13 protein-coding genes are annotated in these 14,427 nt (G+C 58.9%); 5 read left to right on the top strand and 8 right to left on the bottom strand.

Annotation, left to right across the window (positions count from 1 at the left end; translation table 11 throughout):
- Positions 1 to 11: 11 nt before the first annotated feature.
- Positions 12 to 338: an ATP-dependent Clp protease adapter ClpS gene (clpS, locus tag BVL55_RS06595; protein ID WP_075997970.1), complete on the bottom strand. Its 327-nt coding sequence runs from the start codon at positions 336 to 338 to the stop codon at positions 12 to 14.
- 513 nt (positions 339 to 851) lie between these two features.
- On the opposite strand from clpS, the gene BVL55_RS06590 reads away from it, so the two are divergent.
- Positions 852 to 2,207 (top strand): serine hydrolase, encoded by a 1,356-nt coding sequence (locus tag BVL55_RS06590; RefSeq protein ID WP_075996226.1) that lies wholly within the window; start codon positions 852 to 854, stop codon positions 2,205 to 2,207.
- A gap of 116 nt (positions 2,208 to 2,323) precedes the next feature.
- On the opposite strand, the gene BVL55_RS06585 is transcribed toward BVL55_RS06590, so the two are convergent.
- The 5 genes from BVL55_RS06585 to BVL55_RS06565 form a co-directional block, all read right to left on the bottom strand.
- On the bottom strand, positions 2,324 to 3,013 hold the full coding sequence (locus BVL55_RS06585) for a DnaJ domain-containing protein (protein WP_075996225.1): 690 nt from the start codon (positions 3,011 to 3,013) through the stop codon (positions 2,324 to 2,326).
- Positions 3,010 to 3,798, bottom strand: a complete 789-nt coding sequence (locus BVL55_RS06580; protein ID WP_075996224.1) for a hypothetical protein — start codon at positions 3,796 to 3,798, stop codon at positions 3,010 to 3,012. Before BVL55_RS06580 ends, BVL55_RS06585 begins: the two co-directional genes overlap by 4 nt.
- Before the next feature lie 90 nt (positions 3,799 to 3,888).
- Entirely contained in the window at positions 3,889 to 4,824 is a 936-nt protein-coding gene (locus BVL55_RS06575) for a division plane positioning ATPase MipZ (RefSeq protein ID WP_075996223.1), read from the bottom strand.
- Between the two features lie 144 nt (positions 4,825 to 4,968).
- On the bottom strand, positions 4,969 to 5,403 hold the full coding sequence (locus BVL55_RS06570; protein WP_075996222.1) for a DUF1489 family protein: 435 nt from the start codon (positions 5,401 to 5,403) through the stop codon (positions 4,969 to 4,971).
- Between the two features lie 96 nt (positions 5,404 to 5,499).
- A complete protein-coding gene (locus BVL55_RS06565; protein WP_075996221.1) occupies positions 5,500 to 5,895 on the bottom strand; it encodes a rhodanese-like domain-containing protein in 396 nt (131 codons plus the stop codon).
- Positions 5,896 to 6,424: 529 nt separating this feature from the next.
- On the opposite strand from BVL55_RS06565, the gene BVL55_RS06560 reads away from it, so the two are divergent.
- Positions 6,425 to 7,204: a heparan-alpha-glucosaminide N-acetyltransferase gene (locus BVL55_RS06560; RefSeq protein WP_075996220.1), complete on the top strand. Its 780-nt coding sequence runs from the start codon at positions 6,425 to 6,427 to the stop codon at positions 7,202 to 7,204.
- Positions 7,205 to 7,295: 91 nt separating this feature from the next.
- Positions 7,296 to 7,778 carry a methyltransferase family protein gene (locus BVL55_RS06555; RefSeq protein ID WP_075996219.1) on the top strand — a complete coding sequence of 161 codons (483 nt, stop codon included), beginning with the start codon at positions 7,296 to 7,298 and terminating at the stop codon, positions 7,776 to 7,778.
- Positions 7,779 to 7,834: 56 nt separating this feature from the next.
- On the opposite strand, the gene BVL55_RS06550 is transcribed toward BVL55_RS06555, so the two are convergent.
- Positions 7,835 to 8,242: a MerR family transcriptional regulator gene (locus tag BVL55_RS06550; RefSeq protein ID WP_428977274.1), complete on the bottom strand. Its 408-nt coding sequence runs from the start codon at positions 8,240 to 8,242 to the stop codon at positions 7,835 to 7,837.
- A gap of 113 nt (positions 8,243 to 8,355) precedes the next feature.
- Complete coding sequence (gene mgtE, locus BVL55_RS06545; protein ID WP_075996217.1) at positions 8,356 to 9,783, bottom strand: magnesium transporter; 1,428 nt, start codon at positions 9,781 to 9,783, stop codon at positions 8,356 to 8,358.
- A gap of 218 nt (positions 9,784 to 10,001) precedes the next feature.
- On the opposite strand from mgtE, the gene BVL55_RS06540 reads away from it, so the two are divergent.
- Positions 10,002 to 12,071, top strand: coding sequence for an ATP-binding protein (locus tag BVL55_RS06540; RefSeq protein WP_162841461.1), 2,070 nt, complete (start codon positions 10,002 to 10,004; stop codon positions 12,069 to 12,071).
- Positions 12,072 to 12,524: 453 nt separating this feature from the next.
- Positions 12,525 to 14,390: a 5'-nucleotidase C-terminal domain-containing protein gene (locus BVL55_RS06535; RefSeq protein WP_075997969.1), complete on the top strand. Its 1,866-nt coding sequence runs from the start codon at positions 12,525 to 12,527 to the stop codon at positions 14,388 to 14,390.
- Positions 14,391 to 14,427 lie beyond the last annotated feature (37 nt).

Below are 14,427 nucleotides of genomic sequence, written 5' to 3'. Positions count from 1 at the left end.
CTGCGCCCCATCTATTTCTTCTCCATCACGCATTGCAGCGGGTGCTGGTTCTGCCGCGCAAAGTCCATGACCTGGGTTACCTTGGTTTCGGCCACCTCATAGGTATAGACACCGCATTCGCCGACACCGTTATTGTGTACATGCAGCATGATCTGCGTAGCTTGCTCGGGGCTTTTGCGAAAAAAGCGCTCCAGCACATGCACGACGAATTCCATCGGGGTGAAATCGTCGTTGAGCAACAGGACGCGATAAAGATCGGGCTTTTTGACCTTGGGCGCCGTCTTGGTTGCAAGCCCGGTTCCCGCGCCCTCATCCGTGCCCTTTTTTCCCGCCTGCATGACCAGCGCATCCTCCCGTGCGGCAATTGGGGCCACAGCACGCTGGCCGCCCCCTTGCGGGGACCCCGCAAGATCGTTCAGTGCTGCGATGACGGCTCTTTTCATTTCTTCCTTCACACGGATTTGTCCAACCTGCCAAGGCAATTCATCAGCTTTTGGGCCAATAGCGGCCAGTGGCTGCGCGGCAGATCAAACCGTTACCGACTCAAAAGACTAGGACCGCAATTCCCACCCGTCAATGCATCCCGCACTGCAGGAAAGCCAACCGAAAACCGGCGCCACGGCGCGCTTGCGTGGCCATACAAATAGGTTGCCGTGGCGATGGTTTCATCGCTTCAGGTCAAAAAAATGACAGGCGGCCCCGCGCATAAACCCCTTGGTAACCATGGCCCGTTACTCTCGCTCCAATGCCACGCCCAATACCGGTGTTGGCACATTACCGCGCCACCACCCGGCAGGGACAGCCGGGGGCGTACAAGGGACAGGCGGAAGCCTATCAGGACGGGGATAGTTGTGCGTACCGTATTCGCTACACTCAAGCGCATTCATGCGCCTTTGCTTTCAGCCATGCTTGCAATCCTGACCGCCCTGGCGGTGGCCATTGGCCCGGCGCAGGCAAAGCAGGACTATGCCGGCATTGTGATGGATGCCAAGACCGGCAAGGTGCTCTATTCCCACAAGGGCACCGCCAAACGGTATCCGGCCTCGCTGACGAAAATGATGACGCTCTACATGCTGTTCGAAGCGCTTGATACTGGCCGCGTCACCAAAAAGACACGCATCCGCTTTTCAAGGCATGCAGCCTCAATGCAGCCTTCCAAACTCGGCGTTAAGGCAGGCAGTTCGATTTCCGTACAGCAGGCGATTTATGCGCTTGCCATCAAGTCGGCCAACGATGCGGCGGCGGCCGTCGGCGAGCATCTTGGCGGCACGGAAAGCAAATTTGCCCAGATGATGACGGCAAAAGCCCGTTCGCTCGGCATGAAGAACACCGTGTTCAAGAACGCATCGGGCCTGCCGAATTCGCGACAGCTTACCACAGCCAGGGACATGGCCCTGCTCGGCATTGCGCTGCGTGAACACTATCCCCATTACTACAGGTATTTCTCCACGCGTTCCTTCAAGTTCGGAAAGCGCAGCTATCGCAACCACAACCGCCTGCTTGGCCAGATTCGCGGCTATGACGGCATCAAGACCGGCTATACGCGTGCCTCCGGCTTCAATCTGGTTTCCTCGGTTGAGGACAAGGGCCGTTCGATTGTCGCCGTGGTCATGGGCGGCAGAACGGGCAAGAGCCGCAATGCGCAGATGGCCAAGCTTATCCGCCAATATCTGCCAAAGGCTTCGCGCGGCCGCGACCGGATCGTTGTCGCCAAGGCCGGCGGGGGCGCGGGCAATGTGTTTGCCTCGCTCCTGAAACTCGTCAAGCGTGCTCCTTTGCCGGAGCCAAGCCCGAGAGAGCCCGATCCCGCGCCGGTCGTCACAGCCTATGCAGCGCCAACGCCGGCGCCCTCACAAGTCATAGGCCGTTCACCCGATCCGCTCACAACAGCAAGCGTCAAACCGGCTGCGCCGGTTACCAGCGCTGCAGCATCCGAACCGATTGCGATCCGCGAAAGCATTTCAGGATGGCATGTGCAGATTGGCGCCATGCCCAGCAAGCACAGCGCGCTCGCCCGGCTTGAAAAGGCCCGCAGCGCCCTGCCCGGCCTGTTCGACACCGTCGCCAACTATACCGAGACCGTGGAAAGCGGCGGCACGACTCTGTACCGGGCCCGCTTTGCCGGCTTCACCTCAAAAGACGCCGCATGGGGCGCCTGTTCGCGCCTGAAGAAAGCAAAATTCGACTGCCTGGCACTCAAACAGTGACACAGGCGCAATGACTGGGGGCGGCATGACAGCGTGCAGCCCGGGTAAAGCGTAATCCGGCGGCGTTGTAATCCGGCGGAGTTGAGTAGGGAAAAGACATGTCAGTCAAAAAGCACTCAGTCGAGAAGCACGTCCTTGGCCGCGTTGATTTTGGCGGCAAGAAACTCCGTTCCGCCGGAATCGGGATGCACACTCTTCATCAGCTTGCGCCAGGCCTTGCGGATTTCCGCCGGAGAAGCACCCGGTTCAAGACCAAGAATCTGATAGGCCTCCTGCTTTGTCATGGTGCCAGAAGCCGGCGCGCTTCGCTCCCCTTCCGCCCCATGCGGGTCAGCGTGTTCGCGCCAGAGGGGCATTCTGCGGTCAAGATAAGCTTCCAGTAAGGCGCCGCTCTCGGGATCCTCGCCAATCTGGCCATAGAGTTCCAGCAACTGCTCTTCGGTAAGTGCGGACAGTGTCTTTCCCTCGAAAGCGCCTGCAAGAACCCTTCCCTCCATTTCACCGGTATCAAGGTCGAGTTCCATTTCAAGCGCTGCAGAGCGCACGGTGGACTTTCGTGCACCGCCGCTGGTGCCAATCGGACGGGTTGCCCGCATGCGCTGCCAAAGGGCAAGACCGAATGCTGCAAGCGGTATGCCGAACCCGCCCCGGCCCACCAGCGTTAACAACCCTCCCAGGGCAACCAGCGCCAGGGGCGCGCCCGTTTTCATGCCGCGGGCAAGGCGCTCTGCGGGTGTGGACACAAACAGCCAGGCCAGGCCGCCGGCAAAAAACACAAACAGGACGAGATAGAAGATCGCCGTCATGAAGAAGATTCCAAACGCTCAAGCAGCAGCCGGTCGGCTTTCTTCCCGCTTGACTGAAGCGCTGTAAGTCCGCCGCGGGCATAGCTGGCGACGGCAGCCAGAAGATCGGCAAGTTCCCGTGAGGAATTCGGCCCGAGGCGAAAATAGGCGCCACAGGTCAAGCGGGCCATCTCCCGGAAAGCGCGTTCGGTAACGCCATCGCCGCCCTCCTGAAAAAAGAAGCAACGGGTGCCCTTGAGCCCCAACTGGCCTGCCCGGTCACACAGAAGATCGATGTCCTCCTCCATGGCATCGCCGATGAAAACCAGCGCATCGACCTTCGCCTTGGCATTTTCCTTGTTCACATGGGAAAGAACCTTTCCGATCTGGGTCTGTCCGCCGCGGCATTCGATGCCTGTCATGAGATCGCGAAGGGCTTTGGCGTTGACAACGAAGCGGGATGCCCGGCACTCGCCAAACCCCCTGAAATAAACCAGTTGCACGCTCAATCCGGCGCCGCCGTCGCGGCTTTTTCCCGCTTCATCGACCGCATCGAACATCGATGCCTGCAGCGTCATCGCGCGGTCCCAGCTTGGCTGGCGGCTCATGGTGGCATCCATGGCAAAGACCAGGCGGCCGGCAGCGGTGGTATTCGTGGTTCTGGCAGATTTGATGAAATCGGCGATTTCGCCCGTGCTGGAGCGGCTGGCAAGGTCACCACTGCTTTTGCGGGCTACATCTGATGTGCCCTTCGCGGCGGTAGCGCGCTGGGGCGTGTCCGCACGGCTTTTGTCGTCTTCTGCCATGGGTAATATTTGGGGTGATTGCCGGTGACAGGCAAGGCCCAAACGTCTTGGCAATCAAGGTAATTGCGGCAAAAATGGCCGGGCGCGGCCCTAATCGGCAAAGATGCGCAGTCCCTCAACCGGTTTTTCCGCCTCTTTCATCCAGTTTTTGCGGGCGGCAGCCCGGTGGCGGCTTGCTGAATCCACCGGCAGGCGAAGGGTCGAAACCAGCGCGCGGACTTCCTGGCGCCCTGCAAGGTGGGAAATGCTTGGCTGGCTGCCCAGGGTTTCCTCGTTCAGTTCATCAAGCGCCGTCAGGCCGAGCGGAAACAGTTCGCGGAAAATGACGCGTTCTGAAATGCCGTCTGCCAGGCGGCAGCCAAGCTGCATGGACAGGTTTTTCAGGCTTTCAGAAACACTCGCCTGGTTTCTCGATGAAAGATGGGAAAGCCGGTTGCGCACGACGATCCAGTCAAGCAGTGCATTGTCGACAGAATGCCGGTGCCGGCGCGCCTCGCGCACCATCTGGGCATAATGGGAAATCTCGATGACTTCGCCGGTTGCCGGATCGACCCGGCCCAATACATCAAAATCCACATAGGAATCGTTTAGCGGTGTGACCAGCGTATCGGCCATGGAATGGGCAAGCCGCATCAGGTAGCTGTCGTGTCCCGGGGTATCAATGACGATGAAATCATATTCGTTTTCAACGCGTTGCACGACCTCGGAAAAACGGCGCAGCTCCTCGGACTCATTTTCGAATGCGCTGTCGTGGCTGCCGCGCACCAGGTGATCGTGATGGGGATGGGGGACGGAAAGCTTGTGCTTGCGTGACCAGTTGCGGCGATTTTCAAGATAGCGCGTCAGGCTTAGTTGGCGGGCGTCCAGATCGATGCTCGCCACGGTATGGCCGCTGTTCAAAAGATGCACGATAATGTGCATCGCCGTGGTGGTTTTGCCCGAGCCGCCTTTTTCGTTGCCGCAGACGATAACGTAAGCTTGTCTGCTGCCAGCGCTGCTGCCACCTGTGATTGTATCCGGATACATGACTTGTCCCTCACCCAGAAGTCCCAACCGCAAGTATTATTGTTCAACAAGTGCTCTGCCTGCGCAAGCAAAACCGGAAAATCGAAGGATTTTGTTTCCCCATGGTTAAGATAAGAAACGGGCCAAAACCCGGCTTTTTTTACATCAAAGCAGGCCGAGTTCGGCCAATTCATTGCGCAAGCCGGGCGGCAGTGCAGCAATGCCTTCATCGCCGCTGAGATCGCCTGGTGCGTCTTCGGCGGTCAGATAGCGCCAGCCCTGAAAAGCCCGGCGCGGCTGCCAGCGGGTTGCAATCAGTTTGCCGTCCATCACCAGTTCACAGCGGCGAATGCCCTCCTTGTCGGTAAAGGGGCGAATATCGACGAGGCGTTCGCGAACCTGAATATTGCCCTTGATGACCCAGTACAGCGAGCCGCCATCCAGCAGTTCGTCCATGCGTTTTGGCATCATGCGGGTGACATGGATATGCTCCTCGGCAAGGCCCTCGGCACGTTTTTGCGCCATCCTGCCTTCAATCCAGCTTTGCAGGTCCTCTATTGAGGTGGCGCCAACGCATAATTTCAGCAGGTTCAAGGCCATGGCCGCCAGCTTAGCAGGGCAATTGACCCGGCAACAGGCAGCCACGCATTTGCGCTGATGCTATCCACAGACCGCTTGCCGGGTTTGCCCTGCCGGTCAGCTTTCGGCTTTTTTGCCCGTGATGGTGGCGCCCTGTTCGCTGAGCGCCCCGAAGCCGCCGTCCACATGGGCGATGTTTTCAAATCCCATGTCCTTGAGGGTTTTCGCTGCAAGGGCGGAGCGCCAGCCTGCCGCGCAGAACAGAATGTATTCGCTGTCCTGGGCAAAGACCTCCTTGTGATAAGGGCTTTCGGGGTCAAACCAGAATTCCAGCATGCCGCGAGGGGCATGAACGGCGCCTTCAACCCGGCCTTCACGGTTCAATTCGCGAATGTCGCGGATGTCGACCAGGACAGCACCTGAAGCCTGGCGGGCCAGGGCCTCAGCCGGTTCGTGGGTGGTGATCTCCCTGTTTGCGCGTTCCACCAGGGTTTTGACGCCGGTAATCGCCATGCCGCTTCCTCTTTGTCTGACTTGTTGCTTTCATCCTTCCACGATAAAAGCAAAGCAGCCAACAAAAAACCGCACCGGCAGGCGCCTGGTGCGGTTTTTTATTAATCCCGGTCTTGCCCGGTTATTGCGCTGAAGCCAGCGTTGCAGTCTCCGGGCCGGGTACCAGCCCGCCAACGGCCATTACGGCCAACAACACAACAATGGCTACCACGGCCACGTTCCAAACGGAGCCGGGAGATTTTTCATGAAGCATGTTTGACGCCCACTGAATTTATCGCCGGTTGATCCGGCTTGGTCTTGGCGCTGCTCAACAAGGGCAGCGGGCGGCATTTAAGGATTTGGTAAGATTTTGGCAAGCGGATTCTGACATCAAACGGTCACAATTTGGGATATCTCGCATGCACGCCGTGCATGCCTCGCAAGACCTTTAACGGCCCTATCCCGCTACAGCAGCCAAAGAGGGCAGCAATTGCCCCTTCCCTGCATGCAGCCCCTTCAACAATGCCGGTTTGAAGTGCATAAACAAGCCATGCAGAGCAAAGCCCAAACCATGGCTGATCCGATCGGGCAGGCCGAGCCTGAAGCCAGATCCTTTCGGGTCGATGCGGTCGATCTCGCCAGAGGGCTGGCGCTCGTTGCGATGACCACGTTTCACTTTGGCTGGGATCTGGAACTGTTCGGTTTTGTCGAGCGCGGTTTCGCCACCCAGGCCTGGATGATCTGGTATGCACGGCTGATCGCCTCCAGCTTTCTGGTACTGGTCGGGGTCTCCTTTGCCCTTGCCCATCACAGCGGCCTGAAGGCAAGGCCGTTTTTATGGCGGCTGGGAAAGATAGCCGGTGCAGCCTTTCTGATCACCCTTGCAACGCGATTCGCAACACCGGACATTTTCATCTTTTTCGGCATTCTCCATCACATCGCCCTGGCAACCATATTGTGCATCTTCTTCGTACGGCTGCCGGTACCGGTCCTGCTTGCGCTTGCTGCCGGCGTGCTGCTGGCCGCTTCTTATGCCCGAAGCGAGCTGTTCAATGCGCCCTGGTGGTGGTGGAGCGGGCTGAACGCCGTCATGCCGCGTTCGAGCGACTATGTGCCGGTGTTTCCGTTTCTTGCTGCAGAACTTACCGGGCTGGCATTGGGCAAGTGGCTGATTTCAAGCGGCATGGCCGCTCAACTTGCCGGCAGGCGGGCGAAGGGAGGCATTGCCGCCACGCTTCGTTTCATCGGCCGCAACAGCCTTGTCTACTACCTGCTGCACCAACCGGTCATGCTGGCAATCCTGTATCTGGTTCAACTGGTTATGCGCTGATGTTCAAAAACCGATTCAGGGCGCTGAAACGGCAAAAGCCTGGCTGCGGAGCCCAAAGCCACAGAAATTGGTGCCAGACGGATCGCTATCGATGACGACACTTCAGGAAAAGCCACCCTCGTCCTTTCCCTGGCCGCCGGTTCTTTATGCGGTAGCAATTCTGTCCGCACTGTCTATCCAGGCGTGGGTCTATCCCCTTCCCTGGCTGCCGGGAACGGTTGGGGGCATGGCGTTCATGGCCGGGTTATTGCTGATCGCGGCAGCCGTTTTCATCGATGTGCGGACATTTGCCGAGTTGCGCCGGCACAAGACGACCATCCTGCCGACAAAGGCAGCGAGCCGTCTGGTAACCAGCGGTCCGTTCAGTTTTTCAAGAAACCCGATTTATCTTTCCAATACGATGCTGACGGTCGGGCTTGGGCTGGCGCTTGGCAATGCCTGGCTGTTGCCGGCCGCCTTTCTGGCAGCCTATGCGGTGACCAAACTTGCCATTGAGGGGGAGGAAAAACACCTTGCCCGCAAGTTCGGTACGGCCTGGCATCACTATGCAAAGAAGGTTCGGCGCTGGCTTTAGGGCCAAAACTCACTGCTATTGAGTCTTGATCCTGGTTCCGCCGGGAGGATCAACCGTCAGGTGCCGACGCCGATTTCGGCCAGCCGTGCCAGGCTGGTTTCCTCGACCTGATCGAGTTCGCGCAGCGTTTCCTCGATGTCGCGGCGCTTTTGTTCCAGTTCGCCGCGCTTTTCCTTCACCTTGTCGATCAGGAGGCGCAATTGCCCGGATTCGCCCGGCGGTTCCTTGTACATGTCCTTGATTTCGCGGATTTCGGCGATGGAAAAGCCGAGCCGCTTTCCGCGCAGGATGAAGCTCAGCAACCGCCGGTCGGACTGGCGGAACAATCGGGTGCGGCCGCGCCGCTGGGGGCTGATCAGCCCCTCATCCTCGTAAAAACGGATGGTGCGGGTGGATACGCCGAACTCCCGGGTCAAATCGGTGATCGTGTAGAACTCGCGCGAATCTGGAATGGCAGTGTCCAAGGTCATGCCCTGTTGTTTGGCAGATTTACGTAAAAGTCAACGCTGACTTACGTAAAAGTAAAGTGCCGTGCCAATGCCGTTCCAGTGCCGTGCCAATGCCGTGCCAGTGCCGGTCAGATGCCGAACCACCAGGCTGCCAGTCCCAGAAAAGCGAAGAAGCCGACCACATCGGTGACAGTGGTGACGAAAACGCTGGAGGCAATCGCCGGATCAAGATCAAGCCGATCCAGCAGGATGGGGATCAAAATACCTGCCAGCGCGGCACAGAGCATGTTGAAGACCATGGCGACCGCAATGATCAGGCCGATGTCGGGGCTGGAAAACCACCAGGCGGCGATCACGCCGATAAGCAGCGCGAACGCAGCGCCGTTGAGCAGGCCGACCAAGATTTCGCGGCGAATGATGCGCCTTGTGTTGTAGCTGTCCATGTCGCGGGTGGCGAGCGCGCGCACGGCGACGGTCATGGTCTGGGTGCCGGCATTGCCGCCCATGGAGGCAACAATCGGCATCAGGATGGCCAGTGCCACCATCTGTTCGATGGTGCCATCAAACAGGCCGATGACCGCCGAAGCAAGGACGGCGGTTACAAGGTTGATCAACAGCCACAAAAAGCGCGAGCGGGCAATCTCGAGCACCGTATCCGACAATTCCTCGTCACCGACCCCGGCCAGGCGTTTGATGTCTTCTTCAGCCTCCTGATTGATGACATCGACAATGTCATCAATCGTCATGACGCCGACGAGCCGCCCGCCATTGTCCACCACGGCAGCAGACAGAAGATCGTATTGCTGAAAAATGTAGGCCGCCTCCTCCTGATCGAGCATGGCGTCGATCGGGTGGATGGATTCTTCCATGATCGTTTCGATCCTGGCGCTGCGCCCGGTGCGCAGCAGCCGGTCGAGCTGGACATAGCCGAGAAGTTCGTATTGCGGCGAGATGATGAATATCTCGTGGAAACGGTTGGGGAGCTCTTCCTCTTCCCGCATGTAGTCAATCGCCTGCCCTACCGTCCAGAACGGCGGCACCGCGATAAACTCGGTCTGCATGCGGCGGCCGGCGGACTCCTCGGGGTATTCGAGCGCGCGGCGCAGCAATATGCGATCATCGAATGGCAGGCGGTCAAGAACCTCTTCCTGATCCGCCTTCTCCATGTCCTCGAGAATGTAGATGGCATCGTCAGAGTCGAGGTCCTGGATGGCATCGGCAATGGCCGCATTGGGCAGCGAGCCGACAACGTCCAGGCGGATTGCCTCGTCCACCTCGGTAAGCGAGGTAAAATCGAACTCCCCGCCGGCAAGGCGCACCAGACCCTGGCGATCCTCGGAGGCAAGCGCTTCGAGAAGATCGCCAAGTTCTGATTCATGCAGCGGACCGATCAGCCCCACGACGGCTTCACGATTGCCTGCTGCGACCGCCTCGCGCACGGCCTCGGTGAAGTCGGTGCGCAGGTGGCCATCTTCGTTGTAGAGGGTCTCGTCGAAACCGGGCACGGCTTCATGCCCTTCGCGGGGCGTGCCGGTATCGGTATCCTCCAAGCTCATACAGCCCTCCTCACGCCGGCGCCAATGCGCAGTATCCCCTGCCGGGACAGCCCGGCCTTCTTGCTCAACGGCTATCCCGACGCAATGAAGCGCATCCGGTGCAAAAGCAAGGTCGGCAGCCGAAATTGAACCAAAAATTTACCTTCCTGAACGAAACTGTATACATCCGCCGTAACAGTTGTGTGATCGACTTGCAGAGTGAACCGACAGACCATGCGATGGCCGTAAGGGCAAGCGAGAGCGCGCCGCAGAACCCTGCCGGCACGGGCGAGGGCGAGCTTGACCCGGACCGCCGCCGCACCCGGGGCCATGTGATCCGGTGCGATGCCCACCATGCGGTGATCGCTGCCGAGGTGGACGACCGTCTCGAATACATGGAAAACTACTGGGCAGTCGGACAGATTGTCTCGATCTGGGTTGGCGAGAACCGCGTTATCGGACAGACCGCCAAGGTGGTTTCGCCCGACAATGGCTGGGTGGACGGCGAGCGCAATCATGTGGCCGTCCATGTGGAACTGATCGGTGAAGTGGCGCCCACAAGGGACGGCACCCGTTTTACGACCGGCATTTCCGGTTTCCCGCAATTGGGATGCATTGCCCACCGTATCCGCTCCAGCGATCTGGCGGCGGTATTTAGAAACAATTCGGAAACGACGATCCGCATCGGGCACGTTACCCAGGATCCCTCGATCGAGGCAAAGATCGACTTTGAAAAGCTGCTGAGCCGGCATTTTGCCGTGGTTGGCTCCACCGGCGTTGGCAAATCCACGTCGGTCACCCTGATGTTGCGGAAGATCGTCGAGGCGCGGCCCGACATTCGCGTATTGCTGCTCGACCCGCACAATGAATTCGGCTCTGCATTTCCCAGAAACGGCTATGTACTCAACGCCAGCCGTCTTGTGCTGCCCTTCTGGCTGTTCACGCTGGAAGAGATTGCGGAAGTGATTTTCCGCGGCCAGGACGGCATCGAGGTGGAAAAGGAAATCCTGCGCGACATGGTCGTTACGGCCAGAACGCAGCACATGGAAGAGGCCCGCGACACGAACATGTCGCTGATCCGTTCGGCCAACACCGCAAAACAGCGCATCAATGCCGATACACCTGTTCCCTATCGCATGCTGGACCTTCTCAAGCTGATCGATGACCGGATCGGCAGGCTCGACGGCAAGGCCGAAAAACCGCATCTGAAATCGCTCAAGGACCGCATCGAGACCATCGTCAACGATGCACGCTTCCAGTTCATGTTCGATCCTTCCAAATGCGGCGGCGACCGGATCAACGAAGTGATCTCGGAGATTTTCAGAATCCCGCAGGGGGGCCGTCCCATCTGCATCCTGGAGATGTCGGGTCTGCCTTCAGAGGTGGTATCGTCCGTCGTCTCGGTTTTGTGCCGGCTCGCCTTCGATCTTGCGCTGTCGAGCGAGGGGGCGGTTCAGACACTGGTGGTTGCCGAGGAAGCGCACCGCTACATTCCCGCCGATCCAAAGGCCGGATTCTGGCCGACCCGTATGGCGATCGGACGCATCGCGAAGGAAGGCCGGAAATACGGCGCCTATCTCGGCATCATCACCCAGCGGCCAAGCGAACTCGACCAGACCATCCTGTCCCAGTGCAACAGCTTTTTCGCCATGCGGCTTTCCAACACCAAGGACCAGGAAATCATCGCAGGGGCGTTCAACAGCGGCGCGCAGAGCACGATCGCCTTCCTGCCTTCGATCTCCAACCGCGAGTGCATCGCCTTCGGCGAAGCCGTCTATTCGCCGATGCGCATGACGTTCGAGACGGTCGGTGCAGAAGACCTGCCGGGGGCGCATATTCGCGAGAACCAGGACGCCGTGCGCGCCGGGCGCGAAGTCAACCTGAATGCCGTTGTCACCCGCATGCGCGGCAACCACATGCCGGCAAACCTGACCCAAACAGACGATCCGTACGGGCAGGAACCGGTGCGTGCGGCAACTGCGGCCATGACTTCGCCTGCACCGGCAATGGCGCCTGCACCGGCAACCGCACCGCAAGCAGCACCTGCAACGTTTCATGCAACGCCAGATGCACCGCCACATTCAACACCACCGGGCGGAAATGCCGGGAATGCGGCAATGGCTGATGCACCTGCTGCGCCCGGTAGCAAAATGCCGGACCGGTCGAAAATCGATGCCCTTGAGGCGCTTGCCACCAAGAGCATCGAACAGCGCTATGCGGAGGCAGCCAAAAACCCGCCGGGGGCGCCCAAGGCCCCTGTGGCTCGCAAGGAAGACGGCAACAGCCTTGTCAAGCGGCTGCGCGGATAGCTCTCTCCAGGCTGTATCGACATTTAGAGCGTGTCCGGCTTAAATAGAATCGTTTGAGCGCCGGGAGTTTGGTCTTCGGCAAGGAGGAAAATGCGGCGCAGTGCAGGCACTGTCAGCTTTTTGCAACGCGGTCCGAAGGCCCGGGAGCCAGGTTCAAACGATTGCAGAAAACCCGATACATTCATGATGTTAAGTGCCCGGCTGTGGTGTCTTTTGCGTTCATGCAAACTGCTTCCATTTAAACCGGACACGCTCTGGCGCCTTTGCGCAAGCGGCCGCGTTCCCGCCAAATCGTGAAAAATCCTTGTCACAATCGGGCGCGATAACTACCCTGTCATGTGCTGTGACCGTGCACCGGCCCAACTGACCGGCACGGCAAGGCAATGCCGGATACACGGCAAAAAGCGCGCAACAGCATGCCGGGGCATGCCCGCCCGCCAACAGGAGGTTATCATGAACAGATTTGTTTGGCTTGCATCGGGCTCGATGCTGGCGGTGAGTGCAGGCACAGCGCAGGCCGACTATGTACTCGATATTCTGCACACAAATGATGTGCACAGCCGCATTCAGTCCGTCAACAAATACAATTCCACCTGTGCGGTTGAAGACGAGGCCGAAGGCAAGTGTTTCGGCGGCATGGCACGCATCAAGGCCAGGATCGACGAGCGCCGCGCCGCACTGGCGCAAGACAATGCCAACGTTCTGGTGCTCGATGCCGGCGACCAGTTCCAGGGTTCGCTGTTTTACACCACCTACAAGGGGGAAGTGGCAGCCGAACTCCTCAACATGATCAGGCCCGATGCCATGGCCGTGGGCAATCACGAATTCGACGATGGGGCGGAAACCTTGTCGAAGTTTGTCGACAAGGCCGAGTTTCCGGTGATTTCCGCCAATACGTCTGCCTATTTCGAGCCGCTGCTGAAGGACAAGCTGCCAGGCTATGTGATCGTTGAGAAGGGCGGCGAAAAAATCGGCATCGTCTCGGTGGTTGCCGCCGACACGAAGGAGCTTTCCTCGCCGGGCGACAATGTTGCCTTTGCCGGTGAAATCAGCGTGTTGAAGTCGGCCATTCCCGAAATACAATCCCAGGGTGTCAACAAGATCATCGCGCTGACCCATGTGGGCCTTGCGATGGACAAGCAGATCGCAGCCAGTGTTTCCGGCATCGATGTGATTGTTGGCGGCCACAGCCATTCCCTGCTTTCCAACGGTGAAGAGAGCGCCGCAGGTCCCTACCCTGTCTGGGTGGAAAATCCGGACGGCGTTAAAGTGCCGATCGTGCAGGCTGGTGCCTATTCGAAATATCTTGGCGAGATCAGCGTCAACTTCAACGATGAAGGCGTGGTGACGGCAGCCTATGGCGAACCGCATCTTCTGGATTCAAGCGTAACGCCCGATGCGGCGGTTGCAGCGCGGGTTGCAGAACTTGCCGCCCCCATTGAAGAATTGAAGAAAAAGCCGGTGGGAGAAACAGCCGCCGTCATTGACGGCGATCGCAGCTCCTGCCGCGTTGGCGAATGCGCAATGGGCAATCTGGTGGCCGATGCCATGCTGGAACGGGTCAAGGGCCAGGGCGTTACCATCGCCATTCAAAATGGCGGCGGATTGCGCGCCTCGATTGACGAGGGTCTGATCACCATGGGCGAAGTGCTGGAAGTCCTGCCCTTCCAGAACTCGCTTTCGACCTTTGAACTGAAGGGCTCGGATGTGATGGCCGCGCTTGAAAACGGCGTCAGCCAGGTTGAGGAGATCAAGGGCCGTTTCCCGCAGGTTTCAGGCCTTCGCTTTTCCTGGGATGATTCTGCCGAGCCGCTCAAGGGCCGCGTCAAGCAGGTTCAGGTCATGGCGGACGGCAAATGGAGCGACCTCGATCCAGACGCCACCTACAAGGTTGTCTCCAACGACTTCATGCGCGGTGGCGGCGACGGCTATGCGGTGTTCAAGGACAAAGGCCTGAACGCCTATGATTATGGTCCAGGTCTTGAAGAAGTGGTTGCCGACCATCTTGCCGCCAACAGCCCCTACAAGCCCTACACCGATGGCCGTATCCTGAAGGGCGGCATGTTTGAAATGGCCATGACGGAAGCGCCCGCAGCGGCCGAGGAGCCAGCCCAGCAGGAAGAAACCGCGATAGAAGAAAGTTCCACGGCAGAAGAAACAATGACCGGCGATCATGTCGTCAAGGCCGGCGATACCTTGTGGTTCATCGCCAAGGAACATTATGGCGACGCGCTGGAGTGGAAGAAGATCGAAACCGCCAATTCGGTGGAAAATGTCCGCCGCCTGCAGATCGGCGACAAACTGGTCATTCCCCAGTAAAGGCCAGAAGGGCAGAAAAAAAGCCTCCGGCAGGATG

This window comes from Salaquimonas pukyongi (genome assembly GCF_001953055.1).
In the GTDB taxonomy this organism is placed as follows: domain Bacteria; phylum Pseudomonadota; class Alphaproteobacteria; order Rhizobiales; family Rhizobiaceae; genus Salaquimonas; species Salaquimonas pukyongi.
Note: the sequence above shows the minus strand (reverse complement) of the source record. Positions and strands in the feature narration are given on the sequence as shown.